Source organism: Sphingomonas sp. SRS2 (assembly GCF_000971055.1).
In the GTDB taxonomy this organism is placed as follows: domain Bacteria; phylum Pseudomonadota; class Alphaproteobacteria; order Sphingomonadales; family Sphingomonadaceae; genus Rhizorhabdus.
On the sequence record NZ_LARW01000112.1, the window covers coordinates 1 to 13,328 of the forward strand.

Sequence of the window (13,328 nt, forward strand, 5' to 3'; positions counted from 1 at the left end):
CGGCCGGCGGGCTCATCTTCATAGCTGCAGCGACTGACAATCTGATTCGTGCGATCGATCTGCGCACCGGCAAGACAGTTTGGAAGGACACGCTGCCCGCAGGCGGGCAGGCGACCCCGGCGGTTTACGAGGTCAACGGCAAGCAATATCTCGTGATCATGGCGGGCGGCCATCATTTCATGGAGACGCCGATCGGCGACGCGCTGATTGCCTATGCACTGCCCGAGTGAAATCAGGGCGCCTTCCCAGGCCAGCTATCTCCGCTGTATTTCTTTGTTGTCCTGACCGGGCCAGACCGCCGGGTGACGAGCTGCGCAATGCGGTCGATGAACATCACTTCCGACCGACTGAGACCCGGCAGGACGCGGGCGGCAAGCCGAGTGGGAATACCCCTCGGTTTCGCGACGTAAACTCAACGAGGTCAAATTTATAACGAATAAGCGAAGCTTAATAGTGCCTCAAGGCACTAGGGTAGAGCGGTAACCAGTAACATTTATCGTTATTTTTGATCACAATGGTAGCGGAGGAGCGTGTTGGCCAGAAACATCCCTTGGTCCGCGCGTCCATTTAGCCCGGAAATAGCTCAACGAGCCGGTCCGGCGGGAGGTTGCTGATCACCAACTCGCGCGCCTCCACCTCATTCCCCCCCCCGCCGATCGAATAGATCAGGCTCAACTCCGCCATCGCGAAGCCGTCGAAGATGCGTCGGATTTCCGAATGATCGTTTATGCTGAGCAGGAACGTGCCGCGGATTCCCCGGAGCGCCTCTGCCATAACTGGAAACTGCGCGCGATCGAACAGCTCGCGTCCATAATCCCCCTCCGAGCCATAATATGGCGGGTCGAGATAGAAGAGGGTTTCGGCTCGATCATATCGCTCGATGAAGTCGCGCCAGGGCAGTCGCTCGATGACCACACCGGCGAGACGTTCGTGGATCGACTCGAGCAGCGGTCCCAGCTTCGTGACATCGAAGGCGCCCGGTTCGCCTGGGCTGACGCCGAAACTTCGCCCAGCGACCTTGCCGCCGAAGGCAAGGCGTTGAAGATAGAGGAAGCGCGCGGCGCGCTCGAGGTCCGTCTGTGTGGAAGGATCTATCCGCATGAGGCGCTCGAAGCCCGCCCGTGTGGTAAGCTGGAAGCGGAGCATGTCGAGGAACGCGACATAGTGCCGCTGGAGGATCCGGAAGAAGGTCGACACATCCTCTGACCAGTCATTGATGACCTCGGCGGATGCCCTCCGACTGCGACGCAGGAATATTCCACCCATCCCGACGAAGGCCTCGGCATAGGTATGATGGGGGATACGATCGATCGTCCGCGTGATTGGGCGCGCCAGTCTGCGCTTGCCGCCAATATACCCGGCCGCAGGGTGCGTGGATGATACGAAATCGTCGAAAAGCAGACTCGACTCCATGTCCGATGTTCCATATTCGTTCCGCCGTCCGGTGCCGGATGGCGGGATGCGACTCAGGCGGCCGCTTGGGGACATGGTGGGTGCTATCCACCGGCTCGGAGCGTTGGCGCGCTCCGGCCCCCGCCTCACCGGGCGAGGGTATTCTATTCAGAGGACTGCAAATCCGCCGTCAGTCCGCAGAAATCCGCCAAAGTTTGCAGATTTCACCCTTCGTTCCCGGCATGTGATTTCAACGACTTACGGGGCAAGTGAAAACTTTTCGCCCACTATTCCCGTAATTTCTGGTGCCTGTTTCGGGGAATCCCATTGACCGAATCGACGCTTATGTTCTCTTTGCGTTCTCATGGCGCGCGGCATTTCCCACTTTCCGGAATGGACCCACTGGGTCAGCGAGATGAAGCTGGTCCGGGATGCGAAGCCGGACGACTTTGGGGTGAGCGTCAACTGCGACATCTGCAAGCAATGGCGGTCGGTCGACCTCGACGCGATCATCGCGATGAAGGGTGAGAACTTCTCACTGATCAATAAGCGGTTCCGCTGCAAGTTGACCCCCGGGTGCGAAGGGTGGAACGCCTTCCATTATCAGAGCGGCGTATATCGGCCGCTATGGACAGAGGCGCAGGCTGACCGCTGGATATACCAGGACTATGAGCGAAAGCGCCGAGTTGAAGCCGCACGGGCTTATATCGGCGCGCTGTTGACCGGCAATGTTGTCAGGGACGATCCCGCGCCGCTGGGCGTTGATCCGAATGCCTGGGCCATTGCGAACGATGGGGAACGGCGGCGCCTGATCAGGCAAGCGCGCGGGTGAGTATGTTCGCGGCAGACGGTCTGTTGGACGGGGGAGGATTTACGCCTTAACGTACGTCCATGCGCTTTCACCTAGTCTATAGCGGGCCTCTCAAGGCGGGCGGCAATCGGCCTAAACCTGCAAATGCTGGCGAGATCCGTCGGGCACTTAGCCCGCAACTCCAGATGCTGTGGGAAACGCATGCGGCAATGCGTGAACTTCACAAGGACGGCGCCTTGCACCCACAAGGTGCTCGCTTAACCATGTCGCGAGATACGGGGCCTCTCTCACAACGTCAGATTGCAGCCGAATTCCCGCGATATGGGATTGTCGATTTGCTTACCCACATCGATGTCGCAGGCCGGAACTACATGCCGATCGTCCGGAGCAACCTGCATCTAAATTGCGAGTTGGACATTCTCTTCCTGCGCCAGCAAGATCCCGGCGACTTAATCTCCCAAGGTGGCGACATCGACAACCGCATCAAGGTTCTCCTCGACGCCCTCCGTGTACCATCGCCCGAAGAAGCTAGCAAAATAGAGGTGCCGGAAGGCTTGACGCACTGCCTGATGGAAAGCGACACCCTAGTTTCACGCCTGAATGTCGATACTGACAGGCTGCTCTGCCCCACCACAGCGCGTCCGGACGAGGTCCATTTGATTGTTAACGTAACCATCAAGGTGCTGCGCGTCACCAATTACAACCTCTGCCTTATCTAAACTTCGATCGTTGATATCGGGAAAGGTCAGCAATCGGGTGTCGGCGCACCTGCATCCCTGAACCATCGGCAAAGCCTCGCAACTTGATCCCAGCCACGCCGGCCCCAGGAGGCATGTTCGATATCATAGGCGTCAAGCGCCGCGGCGCTGTCGTTGGCCACCGCGCCCGCGTCAAGCTGCGGCTCTGCCTCGACGATCAGGTCAGCAGCCGGCGGGGCTTTCACGCCCGCGCTCTCGGGCCTGCCGCTGCAGGATGGCGCAAGCGCGCTGGCGCTGACGATCAGACAGGCGAGCATCAGGGAGCGGGGCGACAGCCGCGCGTTCGGCATTTTCATCGGCTTGGTTCCTCTTCTGGTCGGAAATGCGGGTATCCGCCGCGCTGGCGTCGGCCTGGCGGATCACAGGGGCGATGGCGGCCTCGCGCTTCGCCTCATGCTCATCGATGACGCCGCGATCATAGGCGCACTTGGCGACGGACAGCAGCGCGACGAGCGCACCTATGAGGGCTGCATAGCCAACGACACTGGCGGCACGTTTGGAAAGCCCGGCGCGCATAGCCAGCGCCGTGAGAGCGGTAATCATGGTCAGGATCCTTTGACGGGAATAGGGTCTGTCGGCGCATTCTCGACGCGAACCGGCATCGGGTCATCGCTCGAAGCCGAAGGCGAACCCTTTGCGAGCTGCTCGTTGGTTTTGCCTCGTGTCACCTCTTCCCACCCGGCGCGCACGGCGGCGACGAGATCGCGGAGGAAAAGTATCAAACCCGTTGCGATGCCGCCCAGCAGCACATCGCCCTTGTCGGGCACGCCGCCCGTCCTGAACGTGCCGATGACGATCGCGCCAAGGACGAGCACGACAAGGCCCGCAAGGATGAACAGCCCCAGCTTGTCCCGGCGATGGCAGGGGTCTTCCTCCAACCTCATGCCAGCACCTTCATAAGCTCCGCGTGCAGATCGAGAACATGGTCGAGGCCGATCGCGCCACCGTTCGTGATTCGGCGGGCCTCGCGCAGGTCGCCACGGTCGCACGCCGCGTTAACCTCGCCTGCGCGCCAGAAGTCGCAGGCGATGAGCAGTGAGATCGCCGGCTGCGCCGCCATGTCGGGATGATAAGCCAAGCCGATGCCAAGGCGGCGATCGGCGGCGGCGTAATTGTCCCGCCCGGTCAGCTGCAGCATACCCCGCCCGCGAAAATCATAGCCGTCCGTGCTCGGCCAGGGCGCGTTCCCCATGCGCCCGCCATAGGCTCTGGATGCGATCTCGACCGGCTTGCCCACGCACAGCGCGGCGACGGCCGGACTGAAATGGCGCGGCCAGATCGCCACCAGACGCTCGGCGCGGTAGTTTAAATTTTCCGTGAAAGTCGTGAAGCCGCCGGTCTCATTGGCGCATTGCGCGATTAGGTTCGCGAGCCTCGCCGGCGTCGTTATGTCGAACGCTGGCAGATGGACGATGCACGCCCGCGCAAGCTCGTCGATTGTCTCCGCTTTGGCATTCGGCCCCACCAGGCGCAGCAGCCCGGCATAGGTGTTGCGCCCGGCAATGCCGTCGGCGGCGAGGCTCAGGCGAGCCTGTACGCTTTTCCAGTCGATCATTCATCTTCTCCATCGTCGGATTCGTCGAACTCGGCCGCCTTCACCGCCGCCTCGAGGGACGCCTTCATTACGGCCGCCGCTTCGGCGGCCTCGGTCTCCCGATGCGCCTGCCGCTGCGCGACGATTTCGGGGATGAGTTCCGGCACCTTTTCGGGTGCGGCCTTGAACAGCATGAGGACGCCCTCGAACGCACTGTCGAGGTTGACCACCTTGTGCCTCTGCGCTGCCAGGCGCGCCTCGCACAGATGCCTTTCGACCCGCTGCTCGCGCCGGATCGCCTTCAGCTGCCGGCCCTGCTTGTTGACCAGCTCGAGCAGGACATTGTCGGTCTGCGCCCGCTTTCTCCGTTGGTGTTCCCAATATTTGGTGATCAGAACACCGATGCCGCCGCTGCCGACCGCCGTGATCAGGGCCGAGAGGACAATCCCCCACACCGGAACCGAAGGCATAAGAGCAGCTGTCAGCATTGATGATCTCCAGGCACAAAAAAACCCGCGCAAGGCGGGCAGAAAACGGGAGGAACAACTCTACTGCGGCTCTACTTTCGCGCCGCTTGCAGCCGTTCGCTTGCTTTCATCTAAACGCTACCTTCGCTATGCCCCGCCAATGCAAATGTTCAGGATTTCCAGACTGGCCACCGTCGTTATGGTCACGGGCGCGCTGAGCATTATTCCGCTGGCAGCCTTGGCCTTCAGCATGTTCCACATCTCGGCACTGGGTCGCTTCACGGAAATCATTTCCGACACCATCGCTACAAAGCAGGGCGGTGTTTTGATCTTGGGCGACAGCATCGCACTGCAATCTGGACTACCGCCCGCCTGCGCATCGCGGTCACTCAATGTGAGTGTCGGAGGCATAGGCGCGCTGCGGGCTTCAATTGTCGCCCGCTTTGTCGTTCCAATTGCGAAGCCTTCTAGAGCTATTGTCGCCATTGGCGTGAACGACGTAGGTGGATTTCGCACGATCTCGGATGAACTCTTTCGATCTCGCTACCACGCGCTTTTGGACAGCACCGGCGCAAGTCTTTACGCACTATCTGCCATTCTCCCTGTCGAGACAGACAAGATAACGATTGTGGATCCGGCGCGTATCGCGACCACGAACCGATTTATCCGTGAGGAAGCTCGTCGCCGAAGCGTTCATTATATTGCGCCGCCAGCAAACGTCCGTGGGTTGACCACCGATGGATTACATCTCAACGCCGCCGGACATCAGATGTGGCAGAAGCGCATCGAACCATTCTGCTCTGCGCTTTGATCAGGCTTTCACCTTCAGAAACGCCCACCATGCGTCGGCGATCTGCTGATAGCCGCTTGTCGCCGGGTGGAGCGCGTTCGACTGGCGCGCGATAGTCGTTGCGGAGTTGCGGCTGTTGACCGCCACGGCCGCCGCTCGGCTCATATTGTTCATCGTGTCGAGCGCGGTATTCGACGGCAGGATATAAATATTGTCGCCCGCGCTGCCGGCATAGCGCTCGATCGCCTGGCGCGACCAGATCATGATGTTGCGCTTGCTCCGCCAGCGTCGAATCGCGAGCCCATAGTTGGCCCCGAAGGCATCCTGATCAATCGACGGCGGCGATGGCAGAGCGATCGCCACCTTGATCCCTGCGTCGGCCGCATGGATGTTCGCGATCAGGAGGTCGAGATTATCCAGTTGGGTGTCGGCAAGGTCCGAAATGGAGGTGTCGTTGCCGGTCTCGCCGCCGACATCGTTGATGCCGAGGGCGATTGCGACCACATCCGGCGTGTCAATCGCGTTGAGGCTGAGATATTCGGCGAAGTCCAGTTCTCCGCCGAACCAGAACGGATTGCCTGATACGGCCGTCCGCGCGCTGAAGGCGATCGTTGCGTCGCCCGCCGCGCCGTTGCTCTTGGTCAGCGTTCCGCTGCTGAGTGGCGCGCTGCCGCTGACGAGCGAGCATGTGATCGTCCCAGCGGCGTCGGTGAGGTCGAGTTCCTCGACGCGGAAGGTCGCGCTATTATGCGTGTATTCGGTCGCGCCGGCGACCGGCTCGACGACTACGCCAGAAACATCAAAGGCGTAATAGGTGCGGCCCGCCGTGGCGTAATCGACGACCCGCCATCCGCCGCGCCCTTCGTGCAGGTTCGGCGCTGTGCCGCGCGTGCCGAGCATCTCGATGTTCATCACGTCGCTGCCGGCGATGTCGAGCAGGGTCTGTGTGATGGTCCCGTCCTGGACGAGGCTATCGCCGATCACGAGGAGTTTTTGCGTTGCGCCGCTGCCCGCCGAGGATGCGGCGACGCGAACGGCGGTGGTCGCGACCGCCAGCTCTGTCCCGCTCTGCCGGTCATGCACGCCGATCGATAGGTCACCCGTGGCGATTGCCCCGGTCGGGATCAGCGTCCATCGCTCATTCTGCTGCTTGCCGGCCTGCGCCGCCGAACACTCAACGTCATGCTCGTAATCGGAGGCTTTTCCGAGGTGCAGGTTGTCGAGATAGACATTCATTTCGCGGCCCTGAACGCCATAGACGGTCGGCGGTAGGACGATTTCGGACGATGGAAGCTGCTCCTGGATCTGGTCGACCGTTTCGGCCAGATCCGCCACCGCTTGATCGGCAGGCGCACGGAGATCGAGGCGGAAGGCGGTCTGACCGAAGCCGGCAGCAGGCGACGAAAAGGCGATCGTCTGATTCCAGCCATCGACGGTGCCGATCACAAACTTGTGACGGGCTGGCGTCACGTCGGCATCGTACAGCCAGCGCTTCACGTGCATGCTGCTGTTATCGACCGGCCGGAACAGCACGAAGACGAAATCACCATCCTGCGCGAAAATGGGATCGCCGACATCGAGCGTATAAAGCTGATCCGCAGTCGGGAAGTCGCCGGCCGCGACCGTCCCGCTGGCCACGGGTGTTTCGACGCTCGGATTGAAAGCGGTCGTGTCGCTGCGGATGAACAGCTTCCATTCGACATCGGTCGTGCCGTTCGCGGCCCAGACCCGCCAGAGGAGCGCGTTGAAGAGGGTGTCCTCGACGATCTCCTCGTAGCCGCCGAGTACGTTGTGGTTATAGCTGCTGTTTCCGACCGTCTCGGCCGCGCCCAGCACGCTCTCCCACACTGTGCTCGGCACATAGGCATTGCGGATCTGGCGGGCGTCATTCTTCCGAACCGTCGCGGCGAGCTGGGCCTCGACATCGATCAGCCGATGTTCGTCGGCCGGCGGCGGCGTTTTCGGCGAGCCGGCAAAGCTCGCCTTCGCCGCCCACAACGCGACCATATCGAAATCCTTGCCCGATACTCCAGTCGCCGGGATGATCCATAAGAAGCCGGCGTCGGCCGGGATGGTACCAGTCACCGTAATTCGCTGCGGTGTCGCTGTCATCGCCAGCGGGCTGTTCGAGGCGGCATCATCGACGCCTTGTATCTGCGACCCCAGGGGGCTCCCGTCGGCCGTGTAGAACCGTCCGAGGAGGCGAGCCGTGCTACCGCTGATCGCACCTTCTTTGCAGAGCGCCGAAACGCTGATCGTATCACCAGCTTGCCAGCCCATATCATCGAGCCAAATCCGCGGCCCTACCGACGATGTGCCCGACTTTCGAAGGGCGCGCCCATGGTAGCGTGAGTTCGCGACATAAGAGAGAACCGTATAGTTGCCGAGACCGTTACCTTCCCACCAGGCCAGGCGCTCATTGAACAGCCCCGTACCGATCGGCAGCCAGCGAAAGTATGGATCCGGCCATCCATTCACCTTGCCACGCCAGGCAGTAAGGTCAGCATTCAGCGGGTCGGTCAGCGCCGTGGCAGCCGACTCTGCAGCCGATACGAACAGATCGTCAGGCCCCGTCCAGCTGCCCGTGCCGGTGGCGCCGTTTTTTTGATAGAGACCGTTCTTTAGCGGATCGCTATCGAAAGCCACGAGCGCGAACAGATCGTCGTCGGGCGCTAGGTCCGAATAGAGCGCGGCGCGGGTCGCGTAGACGCGCGTATCAGGCGCCACGGCCGCAGGATTGGACGCCCGAGGCCGATCTCTATCTTGATTATCACGCCCACGCTGAAGCCGCTGGCATCCGGCCGCGCGCCCGCGTGAGCAAGACGGCCTTCGCAAAGGAACTGGGCGGCCTGATGCGCCGCGAGCCCCAGCTTCGCCTCGCCAAGCCGTTCAACGGCGGCGCGGCCCGCAACCTGCCCTTCTGGCCCCGCGCGATGCGCCACGCCCGCGTCCTCGCCGCCGAGGCCGCCGCTGCCTGATCCCCAACGTCCGCTCCCGCCGGCATGGCTGATAGCGCCCTGCTGGCGGGACTTGGGCTCCGCAAGGAACGCTCCAATGAACAAGCTCCTCGACCGCGTGACCTACGACCCCGATTTTCAGGCGGCGTGCCAGCGCTACCATCACGAAGGCGGTTCTTCGCGCGTGATCGCAGGCGCCGCCCTCCGCGCCGCCATGGTACCGTCGCTGCTCGAAGCGTGCCGGGGCTTGCTCGAAACGCCGGCCGCGAAGCCCTATCTGCGCGTCTCACCCTATCGTGAGATCGCCGAGGCCATAGCGCAGCTCGAGGGCGGGCTATGAGCCAACCGCCTTATACCGACAGCTTCCGGCCGGAGTTCGCCAGCCTGGCGGAGGCGATGCTGCGCGATCGGCAGATCGCCTATCCCAAGCTGGTCGACGAAAGCGCGCTCGATGCCGCGACGGCCAAGCGCCGCCTCTATGTGCTGCGCGCGATCGCCGAGATCTGGCGTTGCGCGACCAACGGCCTGATGCCTCGCCCTTCCCACATCCGCGTTACCCGCGATCAGCTTCTCGAGGAACTCGCGACGTCGATCGACACCGCCGAGCGCCGCTTGCGGCACAGGCCAGACGATCGGGTCCGTCAGGGCCAGCTCGCCGCGCTCGTCGCCATGCGATGGTGGCACGCCCAATATCCCGGCAGCGCCAGCTACGCGCTGAGCATGGCGCTCAGCCTCCGCTACGACGGCCTGCAGGCCATGCTCGAGGCCGATCGTAAGGCCGAGAAGCTGGTCTCGAAGGCGGCCGCATGAGCGAGCAGGCACAGATCAAGGCCCTCGCCGCCGCTAGCGCCGGCACAGACGCCGTCGGCGCTCTCATTGAATATGCTCGCCAAGGCGGACCGATCGACAACGCGCGCAATTACGACATGGTATATCCGCTCGCCGACGCCCTGCGCCTGGCGCTGGAAGCGGTGAACGATCGCGCCGATGCCCTCTCCACCGCCGACAATGATTTGCTGAACGCGGTTCAGAAAGGGATCGAGGCGTAAGGCCGTGGCCCACGCCCCCGCTAAAACGCCCCATAGCGCGGCACAGCCCCCCGCTGGCAGTGCTTGCCGGTGCGCGGAATGCCTTGCGCCTCTGACTGGCGCACAGCGCGGACAGCTCTTTTGCTCGCCCGCCCACCGCACGGCGTTCCAGCAGCGCCTTCGGATAAGGGGTCGTCAGCTGCTCCCCTATGCCATGGCCGACCGGATGACCCGCAGCGGCACGGCCGGAGACGACGCCGCAAGGGAAACCGGCAAGTCCTCGCGAGCGGTATCGCAGCGTCTGATCGCCAAGTGGGCGGCCGAGGACAAGGCGGCGGGCCGCATGCCGATGGTCGACTATGTAACCCGCTACGCCAAGCATTTCGATCTGCCGCTATGAACGAAGCGGTCGATCCTGTTTTGATGACGATCGTCAAGGCGCTTGCGCGCGATGCCGTCGCGCGGGACATTGCCGCCGCGCGGGCACGGCAGAATCACCCGGCGCAGGGAAGGCCCGATGAAGACCGTCATCTACGCCCGTTACAGCAGTAACCTTCAGGACGCTCGCTCGATCGACGATCAGATCCGGCTGTGCAGGGAACGCTCCCTGCGCGAGGGCTGGGAAGTCGTCGACGTCTACACCGATTATGCGATAAGCGGCGCCGTTCGCGAGCGGCCGGGTCTCAACGCCATGCTCGCGCGCGTCGCCGCCGGCGGGATAGATCAGGTCATGGCCGAGGCGCTCGACCGCATCGCACGACATCAGGCGGACAGCGCCACCATCTTCGAGACCATCCGCTTTCACGGCGCTCGAGTCTTCACCGTCGCCGATGGCGAGGTGAACGAACTACATATCGGCATGAAGGGGACGATGGACGCCCTGTTCCGGAAGGATCAGGCGAATAAGATCCGGCGCGGGCAAGCCGGCCGCGTCGCCGCGGGACGCATCCCCGGCAATATCTGCTATGGTTATCGCAAGGTCGTGAGGCTCAACGACCGGGGTGATCCCGAACTGGGCCTGCGCGAGATCGAGCCCGAACAGGCAGAGATTATCCGGCGAATCTACCGCGAGTTCCTCGCCGGGCAGTCTGCGCTCGCCATTGCTACACGGCTCAATGCCGAGGGAATACCCTCACCGACCGGCCGGGTGTGGCGGTCGACGATGATCAACGGCGATCGGGTGCGCGGCAACGGCATCCTCCAGAACGAAATCTACGTCGGCGTACTCGTCTATGGTCGCACGATGATGGTCCGCGATCCCGTGAGCCGACGCCGCGTGCCCAAGGTCCAGCCTCGCGACAAGTGGCAGCGTCAGCCCGTGCCCGAACTGCGCATCGTCGACCAGGCCGACTGGGACGCGGTGCAAGCGCGCCGCGCTGGTACCGAAGGGTGGAACTATCGGCTGCAGCGTCGGCCGAAGCGGATGCTGTCGGGGCTATGCACCTGCGGGGTATGCGGGGGTGCGTTCATCATCACCAAGCCCGACCGCTGGGGATGCGGGGAGGTGCGATCCAGTGGGAATTGCACGATCGGCCGCCGGACGATTCACAACGACCAGCTTGAAGCGCGCGTCCTGCATGGCCTGCAACAGCGCCTGCTCGCCCCCGAGCTGGTGAGCGCCTATGTGAAGGAATATCATGAGCAGCACGCCCGGCAGCGCGCCCAGCAAGCGTCCGAGGCCGATCGACTTCGGCGCAAGCTGCGCGACACCCAGGGCCGCGTCGATCGGCTTGTCGATGCAATCGGCCGGGGCGCTGATGTCGAGGAAGTCGTGGAAGCACTGAAAAGCGCAAAAGATGAACGTCAGCGCCTTGAAGCGCAGCTACAGGAAATCGACGCCCTGCCGGTGATCGCCCTCCACCCCAACGTCGCGGGCGACTATCGGCGCAATGTCGAGAAGCTGGGCGCGGCGCTCAACGGCGGCGACGCCGCCCGAATCGACGCGATCCCCGCGGTCCGCAGCCTGATCCACTCGATCACCTTGACGCCGGAGCCCGACGGCACCGGATTTCTTGTCGATCTGGAAGGCCGCCTGGCTAACCTGATTGGCCTCGCCATGGGCAAGAAACCGACCACCGAAACGGCAGGGATGTTTCTGATGGTAGCGGAGGAGGGACTTGAACCCCCGACCCCAGGATTATGATTCCCGTGCTCTAACCAGCTGAGCTACTCCGCCAAAGACCGCAGGTTAAGCGGTGGAGCGGGCCTATAAGCGGGGCTTTGTTCCCGGTCAACTGGACATATGCGCACGGCCCATTAGAGAGCGCTTCCGAGAAGTATATCCCAAGGGGAGATTCGAAATTGGCGCAGTATGACGTGCTCATCGTGGGAGCTGGCCATGGCGGCGCGCAGGCCGCGGTCGCGCTCCGGCAGAACAAGTTCGAAGGCTCCATCGCGGTCGTCGGCGACGAGGCCGAACTGCCCTATGAGCGCCCGCCGCTGTCCAAGGAGTATTTCTCCGGCGAGAAGACGTTCGACCGCATCCTGATCCGCCCGGCCAGCTTCTGGGCCGAACGCAATATCGAGATGCTGCTCAGCCGCCGCGTCACCGCGGTCGACCCCGGCAAGCATGAGGTCACGCTGAGCGACGGCTCGACGATCGGCTATGGCAAGATGATCTGGGCGACCGGCGGCTCACCACGCCGCCTGACCTGCTCGGGCAACGACCTGGGCGGCGTCCATGGCGTGCGCACCCGTGAGGATGCCGATCGCATGCTGGGCGAGATGGAGGGCACCACCAACGTCGTCGTGATCGGCGGCGGCTATATCGGCCTCGAAGCAGCGGCGGTGCTGTCCAAGTTCGGCAAGAAGGTCACGGTGCTGGAAGCGCTCGATCGCGTCCTTGCGCGCGTCGCCGGCGAGGCGCTGTCGCGCTTCTACGAGGCCGAACACCGCGCCCATGGCGTCGATGTCCAGTTGGGCGCACGGGTCGATTGCATCGTCGGTGACGGCCGCAAGGTGACTGGCGTCCGCATGGACGACGGTTCGGTGATCCCCGCCGAAATGGTGATCGTCGGCATCGGCATCGTCCCTGCGGTCGAGCCGTTGATCGCGGCCGGGGCGGCCGGGGGCAACGGCGTCGACGTCGACCAATATTGCCGCACCAGCCTGGCCGACATCTACGCGATCGGCGACTGCGCGATGCACGCCAACAACTTCGCAGATGGCGCGCGCATCCGGCTCGAATCGGTGCAGAACGCCAATGATCAGGCGAGCACCGCCGCCAAGGACATTGTCGGCGCCTCCGAACCCTATCATGCCGTGCCGTGGTTCTGGTCTAACCAATATGATCTGCGGCTGCAGACGGTCGGCTTCAACCTCGGCTTCGACGAGACGATCCTGCGCGGCGACCCCGCCACGCGCAGTTTCTCGGTGGTCTACCTTAAGAACGGCAAGGTGCTCGCGCTCGACTGCGTCAACGCGGTCAAGGACTATGTCCAGGGCAAGGCGCTGGTCGTCGGCGGGCTCTCGCCCGACAAGGCCAGCCTCGCCGATCCGGAGATTACGCTGAAGAGCCTGCTCCCAGCCTGATGCTCGGGAACCGTGGCTTGGCCTCCACGTTGGGGAGCCGGGACATGGCGCTGGGGACGA

General features: G+C 63.1%; 19 protein-coding genes, 1 tRNA gene and 2 pseudogenes. 13 read left to right on the forward strand and 9 right to left on the reverse strand.

What is annotated here, in order from left to right; genetic code table 11:
* A pseudogene (locus tag WP12_RS17730) lies at nucleotides 1-230 on the forward strand (PQQ-binding-like beta-propeller repeat protein); the annotation flags it as partial.
* A gap of 337 nt (nucleotides 231-567) precedes the next feature.
* Here WP12_RS17730 and WP12_RS17735 read toward each other — a convergent pair.
* Complete coding sequence (locus WP12_RS17735; RefSeq protein WP_046195024.1) at nucleotides 568-1,413, reverse strand: DNA adenine methylase; 846 nt, start codon at nucleotides 1,411-1,413, stop codon at nucleotides 568-570.
* A 343-nt stretch (nucleotides 1,414-1,756) separates the two neighbouring features.
* Between WP12_RS17735 and WP12_RS17740 the strand changes: the two genes are divergently transcribed.
* Nucleotides 1,757-2,224 (forward strand): hypothetical protein, encoded by a 468-nt coding sequence (locus WP12_RS17740; protein WP_046195025.1) that lies wholly within the window; start codon nucleotides 1,757-1,759, stop codon nucleotides 2,222-2,224.
* 164 nt (nucleotides 2,225-2,388) lie between these two features.
* Complete coding sequence (locus WP12_RS17745) at nucleotides 2,389-2,922, forward strand: hypothetical protein (protein WP_046195026.1); 534 nt, start codon at nucleotides 2,389-2,391, stop codon at nucleotides 2,920-2,922.
* Nucleotides 2,923-2,948: 26 nt separating this feature from the next.
* Here the strand turns inward: WP12_RS17745 and WP12_RS17750 are convergent, their stop codons facing one another.
* Genes WP12_RS17750 through WP12_RS25360 form a run of 5 tightly spaced genes read right to left on the reverse strand, consistent with a single transcriptional unit; the run spans nucleotide 2,949 to nucleotide 4,983 of the window.
* Nucleotides 2,949-3,146, reverse strand: coding sequence for a hypothetical protein (locus WP12_RS17750; protein ID WP_052730479.1), 198 nt, complete (start codon nucleotides 3,144-3,146; stop codon nucleotides 2,949-2,951).
* The gene (locus tag WP12_RS17755) at nucleotides 3,124-3,504 is read right to left on the reverse strand and encodes a hypothetical protein (RefSeq protein ID WP_046195027.1); all 381 of its coding nucleotides are present in this window, start codon (nucleotides 3,502-3,504) and stop codon (nucleotides 3,124-3,126) included. Before WP12_RS17755 ends, WP12_RS17750 begins: the two co-directional genes overlap by 23 nt.
* 2 nt (nucleotides 3,505-3,506) lie before the next feature.
* Nucleotides 3,507-3,845: a hypothetical protein gene (locus tag WP12_RS17760; RefSeq protein WP_152664064.1), complete on the reverse strand. Its 339-nt coding sequence runs from the start codon at nucleotides 3,843-3,845 to the stop codon at nucleotides 3,507-3,509.
* Nucleotides 3,842-4,516: a glycoside hydrolase family 19 protein gene (locus tag WP12_RS17765; protein WP_052730480.1), complete on the reverse strand. Its 675-nt coding sequence runs from the start codon at nucleotides 4,514-4,516 to the stop codon at nucleotides 3,842-3,844. Before WP12_RS17765 ends, WP12_RS17760 begins: the two co-directional genes overlap by 4 nt.
* Entirely contained in the window at nucleotides 4,513-4,983 is a 471-nt protein-coding gene (locus tag WP12_RS25360) for a hypothetical protein (protein ID WP_160299241.1), read from the reverse strand. The genes WP12_RS17765 and WP12_RS25360 overlap by 4 nt, the downstream gene beginning before the upstream one ends.
* A gap of 139 nt (nucleotides 4,984-5,122) precedes the next feature.
* Here WP12_RS25360 and WP12_RS25365 point away from each other — a divergent pair, with 139 nt between their 5' ends.
* A complete protein-coding gene (locus WP12_RS25365) occupies nucleotides 5,123-5,773 on the forward strand; it encodes an SGNH/GDSL hydrolase family protein (RefSeq protein ID WP_046195030.1) in 651 nt (216 codons plus the stop codon).
* On the opposite strand, the gene WP12_RS17780 is transcribed toward WP12_RS25365, so the two are convergent.
* A complete protein-coding gene (locus WP12_RS17780; RefSeq protein ID WP_046195031.1) occupies nucleotides 5,774-8,479 on the reverse strand; it encodes a hypothetical protein in 2,706 nt (901 codons plus the stop codon).
* A gap of 86 nt (nucleotides 8,480-8,565) precedes the next feature.
* Between WP12_RS17780 and WP12_RS25370 the strand changes: the two genes are divergently transcribed.
* The 8 genes and pseudogenes from WP12_RS25370 (at nucleotide 8,566) to WP12_RS25950 (ending at nucleotide 11,521) form a co-directional block, all read left to right on the forward strand.
* Nucleotides 8,566-8,730, forward strand: a complete 165-nt coding sequence (locus tag WP12_RS25370; RefSeq protein ID WP_160299242.1) for a hypothetical protein — start codon at nucleotides 8,566-8,568, stop codon at nucleotides 8,728-8,730.
* Between the two features lie 76 nt (nucleotides 8,731-8,806).
* Nucleotides 8,807-9,049, forward strand: coding sequence for a hypothetical protein (locus WP12_RS17785; RefSeq protein WP_046195032.1), 243 nt, complete (start codon nucleotides 8,807-8,809; stop codon nucleotides 9,047-9,049).
* Nucleotides 9,046-9,519 carry a hypothetical protein gene (locus WP12_RS17790; RefSeq protein WP_046195033.1) on the forward strand — a complete coding sequence of 158 codons (474 nt, stop codon included), beginning with the start codon at nucleotides 9,046-9,048 and terminating at the stop codon, nucleotides 9,517-9,519. The genes WP12_RS17785 and WP12_RS17790 overlap by 4 nt, the downstream gene beginning before the upstream one ends.
* Nucleotides 9,516-9,758 (forward strand): hypothetical protein, encoded by a 243-nt coding sequence (locus WP12_RS17795; RefSeq protein WP_046195034.1) that lies wholly within the window; start codon nucleotides 9,516-9,518, stop codon nucleotides 9,756-9,758. Before WP12_RS17790 ends, WP12_RS17795 begins: the two co-directional genes overlap by 4 nt.
* A 205-nt stretch (nucleotides 9,759-9,963) precedes the next feature.
* Complete coding sequence (locus WP12_RS25375) at nucleotides 9,964-10,137, forward strand: hypothetical protein (RefSeq protein WP_160299243.1); 174 nt, start codon at nucleotides 9,964-9,966, stop codon at nucleotides 10,135-10,137.
* Complete coding sequence (locus WP12_RS25380; RefSeq protein WP_160299244.1) at nucleotides 10,134-10,289, forward strand: hypothetical protein; 156 nt, start codon at nucleotides 10,134-10,136, stop codon at nucleotides 10,287-10,289. The genes WP12_RS25375 and WP12_RS25380 overlap by 4 nt, the downstream gene beginning before the upstream one ends.
* Nucleotides 10,255-11,310, forward strand: a pseudogene (locus tag WP12_RS25945) (recombinase family protein); the annotation flags it as partial. The gene WP12_RS25380 and the pseudogene WP12_RS25945, both read left to right, overlap by 35 nt.
* 64 nt (nucleotides 11,311-11,374) lie before the next feature.
* A complete protein-coding gene (locus WP12_RS25950; RefSeq protein ID WP_235399192.1) occupies nucleotides 11,375-11,521 on the forward strand; it encodes a hypothetical protein in 147 nt (48 codons plus the stop codon).
* A gap of 38 nt (nucleotides 11,522-11,559) precedes the next feature.
* Here the strand turns inward: WP12_RS25950 and WP12_RS25955 are convergent, their stop codons facing one another.
* Both WP12_RS25955 and WP12_RS17825 read right to left on the reverse strand, forming a co-directional pair.
* Nucleotides 11,560-11,709: a hypothetical protein gene (locus tag WP12_RS25955; RefSeq protein WP_235399193.1), complete on the reverse strand. Its 150-nt coding sequence runs from the start codon at nucleotides 11,707-11,709 to the stop codon at nucleotides 11,560-11,562.
* Between the two features lie 127 nt (nucleotides 11,710-11,836).
* Nucleotides 11,837-11,913: transfer RNA gene (locus WP12_RS17825), tRNA-Met, on the reverse strand.
* A gap of 125 nt (nucleotides 11,914-12,038) precedes the next feature.
* Between WP12_RS17825 and WP12_RS17830 the strand changes: the two genes are divergently transcribed.
* Complete coding sequence (locus tag WP12_RS17830; protein WP_046195040.1) at nucleotides 12,039-13,268, forward strand: NAD(P)/FAD-dependent oxidoreductase; 1,230 nt, start codon at nucleotides 12,039-12,041, stop codon at nucleotides 13,266-13,268.
* Nucleotides 13,269-13,328: the final 60 nt, after the last annotated feature.

Excerpts from the sequence above, each read along its gene's own strand:
- WP12_RS17735 (WP_046195024.1), bottom strand. The coding sequence starts at position 1,413 with ATGGAGTCGAGTCTGCTTTTCGACGATTTCGTATCATCCACGCACCCT.
- WP12_RS25365 (WP_046195030.1), top strand. The coding sequence starts at position 5,123 with ATGCAAATGTTCAGGATTTCCAGACTGGCCACCGTCGTTATGGTCACG.
- WP12_RS17745 (WP_046195026.1), top strand. The coding sequence starts at position 2,389 with ATGCTGTGGGAAACGCATGCGGCAATGCGTGAACTTCACAAGGACGGC.
- WP12_RS17795 (WP_046195034.1), top strand. The coding sequence starts at position 9,516 with ATGAGCGAGCAGGCACAGATCAAGGCCCTCGCCGCCGCTAGCGCCGGC.
- WP12_RS17760 (WP_152664064.1), bottom strand. The coding sequence starts at position 3,845 with ATGAGGTTGGAGGAAGACCCCTGCCATCGCCGGGACAAGCTGGGGCTG.
- WP12_RS17765 (WP_052730480.1), bottom strand. The coding sequence starts at position 4,516 with ATGATCGACTGGAAAAGCGTACAGGCTCGCCTGAGCCTCGCCGCCGAC.
- WP12_RS17785 (WP_046195032.1), top strand. The coding sequence starts at position 8,807 with ATGAACAAGCTCCTCGACCGCGTGACCTACGACCCCGATTTTCAGGCG.
- WP12_RS17790 (WP_046195033.1), top strand. The coding sequence starts at position 9,046 with ATGAGCCAACCGCCTTATACCGACAGCTTCCGGCCGGAGTTCGCCAGC.
- WP12_RS25360 (WP_160299241.1), bottom strand. The coding sequence starts at position 4,983 with ATGCTGACAGCTGCTCTTATGCCTTCGGTTCCGGTGTGGGGGATTGTC.
- WP12_RS25950 (WP_235399192.1), top strand. The coding sequence starts at position 11,375 with ATGAGCAGCACGCCCGGCAGCGCGCCCAGCAAGCGTCCGAGGCCGATC.
- WP12_RS25380 (WP_160299244.1), top strand. The coding sequence starts at position 10,134 with ATGAACGAAGCGGTCGATCCTGTTTTGATGACGATCGTCAAGGCGCTT.
- WP12_RS17740 (WP_046195025.1), top strand. The coding sequence starts at position 1,757 with ATGGCGCGCGGCATTTCCCACTTTCCGGAATGGACCCACTGGGTCAGC.
- WP12_RS17755 (WP_046195027.1), bottom strand. The coding sequence starts at position 3,504 with ATGATTACCGCTCTCACGGCGCTGGCTATGCGCGCCGGGCTTTCCAAA.
- WP12_RS25375 (WP_160299243.1), top strand. The coding sequence starts at position 9,964 with ATGACCCGCAGCGGCACGGCCGGAGACGACGCCGCAAGGGAAACCGGC.